Source organism: Mycobacterium sp. (assembly GCF_035623875.1).
GTDB lineage: Bacteria > Actinomycetota > Actinomycetes > Mycobacteriales > Mycobacteriaceae > Mycobacterium.
The window spans coordinates 1-3,231 of record NZ_DASPSP010000264.1; the positions used below are offsets into that span (position 1 = coordinate 1).

Here is a 3,231-nt window from a genome sequence, read left to right on the forward strand (position 1 = left end):
TGTTTGACGGTGTCCACGCCGAGGTCGGCTTCCAGGTCAAGGTCGAGGTCGAGCAGATCGGGCGGGTAGCCGGTGAGTTCGGAGACGGTGCCGACCACGGTCTGGGTGATCTCATCACCCGCCGGGGCCGCCGCCGCTGGCGCTTGGAACGCCGGCGCGGGTGCCGCAGCGACGGGAGCCGGCTCCGCAGGGGCGGGCGCGGGCGGCGCGGGCGCGACGGACGCGGACCCCACAGTTGGCACCTTTGTCGGTATCGCGGCCGAAGCAGCCTGCGTCGGCGCGCCGGTGTCGACGATTCGCAGCCGGTGCTGGACGACCTCGAGTTCGGCGTCGGGGATGCCGGCCGCCGTCATCAACCACCGCCGCCAAGCAGCCTGGTCGACGATCCGGTACTCATAGCCGAGTTCATCCGGTGAGCGGTGCTGGCCGTCGGGCACCGGTGTCCACCGCATCAGCGTCATGGCGATCTGCGAGCCGAACCCGGCGCCCAGCCGCAGCGCGTAGCGCACTGGATAGCTTCCACCTATCGACAGGTTGAGCTGGCCCAGTTCTGGATCCGGTTCTTTGAAGTTGGGCACCGGAGGAACCACACCTGTCTCCAGCGACTTGATGGCGACGACGTCCTCCACGCCGGCGCCCATCGCGTGTCCAGTGAAGCCCTTGGTGTTGGTGATCACGACAGCGTCGGCATCCGAGCCGAAAACCCGGCGCAGGGCGTGAATCTCGGCCGACGCGCTGCCCCCGCGGGCCGGCGTGTAGGTCTCGTGTGACACGAACACTGTGCTGGGCGCGATGGCATGCCGGTCGACACCGCGAGCTTCGGCCCGGGCAAGCAGATTCTCCATGACGCCGCCGATGTGCTCGACGTCGAGCCGGGTGCCATGAAATGCGCTGTTGGCAGTGACGGATGCCAGCACTTCGCAGATGGGTTGCAGCCCGCGTTCGCGAGCAGCGTCGGCGGACTCCACGACGAAGGCCGCCGCGCCCATGCCGACGATCATCCCGTGGCGGCGCTGATCGAACGGTGTAGCAGCTTCCTCCACGATGTCGTCGGTGGCGGCCGCGCCGGACGCCAGGAACCCGGACCCGATCCAGGGCAGCAGCGCATCGGAGCTGACATTGTCAGCGGACACCACGATCACCCGGCGGCAGCGACCGGCTCGAATCCAGTCTTCAGCGACCGCGGTGGCCTGGGTCGTGCTTGCGCACGCGGCGTTGATCTGGGTGTTCGGCCCGCGGGCGCCGATAATCTCCGCGAACTGCGAGTGGCCCATCGGCAGGCACCGGAAGATGAAGCGCCGGTCGAACACGTACGGGTCGGACTTCAGGGCGTGACGAAGTTCGTGGATGCGCCGGTCGATCTCCGCCGTGGCCGATCCGTCGCTGCCCATCCGGGCGCGCACCGCTTCGAGCGCGATCAATTGCTCGCGATTGCTCCGGTCGACGTAGTAGTGCTCCAGGTCTTGGGCGAAGTTGTCGTAGCCGGGAAACGCGGACGCGAAGATGACGCCGGTGTCGTCACGCATCGATTCCGGCAGCCCCCATCGGTCGGGCAGCTGGGTGCCCAGCGTCGTGGTCTTGTAGTGCATGACGAGGGGAATTCCGGCGTCGCGGAGGGCATCGAAGCCCGCGCCGATGGCAAGGCGGGTAGTTGAATCCAGGGCGGCGTCGCGGGCGGCGTCCACCCCGAACTCCGACACCACATCCAGCGGCGCGGCGCGGCCGGCCAGCTTGATGACGTCCGCCTCGTTGTCGATCGTCTCGAAGGTGGGATTACCGGACGCCCGCTTCACCAGGCGGGTGATGTGCCGGTCGAGTACGGCCCGGCGCACCGGATGCGGAATCGTATCGATGAACTGCTGGCCGTCGAGGATGCGGCTGATGTTTTCGTCGTCGAACACCCGCTCCACCCCGGGCAGCCCGAGCGCCGCCCCGGTGATCACCACCGGTTCCGTAACGGCTGGCTGGGGAGCCGATCGGGTTCCGGCGGGTGTCCCGTGCTCGACGACATCGACGACCAGGCGGCCCAGTTCGGCGTACTGCTCGGTGGTCATTGCGGTCATTGCGATCGCCTCACTTCCCGCCGTGTTGACCGCCGCAGCGTGCGGCGCGGCGAAGCCCAGCCCGGCAGCGTAGAGCCCGCACAACGCCTGGTTGAACGAGGCCACACCGCCCGTCTTCGGGTGATTGGTGAACAGCGCCAGCACATTGTCGTCTAGGCCGCCGAGGACGTTCTCGACAAAGCCGTGCAGCGCCTTCTTCGGGCCGACCTCTACGAAGACGCGGGCACCGGCCGCGTAAAGCGTGCGCAGCCCGTCGACGAACCGGACGGGCGAAGCGACCTGACGGCTGAGCAGATCGAGCATGGTGTCGACGTCAGCGTCGACCGGATAGAACTCGCCGGTCACGTTCGACACAATCGGCAGACGCGGCGGACGCAGGTCGAGCCGGCCTAGCACGGTCTTGAGCGGTTCACTGGCCGGCGCCACGATCGCCGTGTGAAACGCGTGGCTGACCGGGATCCGCGAAGCGGTCATGCCGGCGGCCTGAAACGCCGCGACAGCACGCTCGACGGCATCGGTGGCCCCGCCGATGACGGCCTGGTTGGTGCTGTTGATGTTCGCGACGACGACGTATCCGTCTGTCTCGGCGACGATCCGCTCGATCTCGGGCAGCGGAGCCGTTACGGCCGCCATGGCGCCGTTATCGGGCACCGACAGGCTCGCCATCTCTCGGCCGCGCGCGCTGACTGCTTCGAGGGCAGCGTCGAATGACAGCGCGCCGGCGGCCACCAGGGCGCCGTATTCGCCGAGGCTGTGGCCCATCACGATGTCCGGCCGCACGCCGTATGCCGCCAGCAGCCGGGTCAGAGCCAGGTCCGTGGCCAGCACCGCCGGCTGGGTGATCTCGGTTTGCATAAGCTGCTGTTCCAGCCGTTCCGCCGCGGCCTCATCAGGGCTCTCGGCGAAGATGCAGTCGGTGAGCGGTTTACCGAGCAGCGGCGTCATGACGCGGTCAGCCTCGTCGAAGGTCGCGGCGACGATCGGCTCGCGCTCGCGCATGTCGGCCAACATGTTCAGGTACTGCGATCCCTGGCCGGTGTAGAGGAATGCGACCTTGCCCGGTGCGCCACGGCCGATGAAGACACCCTGGGCGCGCAGTATCTGCAAGATGGCCGGATTGCCGTTCCGCAGCGCCTGGACCGCCTTCGTCGCTTTCGCCGCGAGCTCG

Annotated in this window: 1 protein-coding gene; it reads right to left on the reverse strand. The window is 68.1% G+C overall.

The genetic code is table 11. The annotated features are described in order from the left end of the window. Positions 1–3,231 (reverse strand): acyltransferase domain-containing protein (locus VEI45_RS21520; protein ID WP_324856553.1); only part of this gene is annotated, 3,231 nt, incomplete at both ends.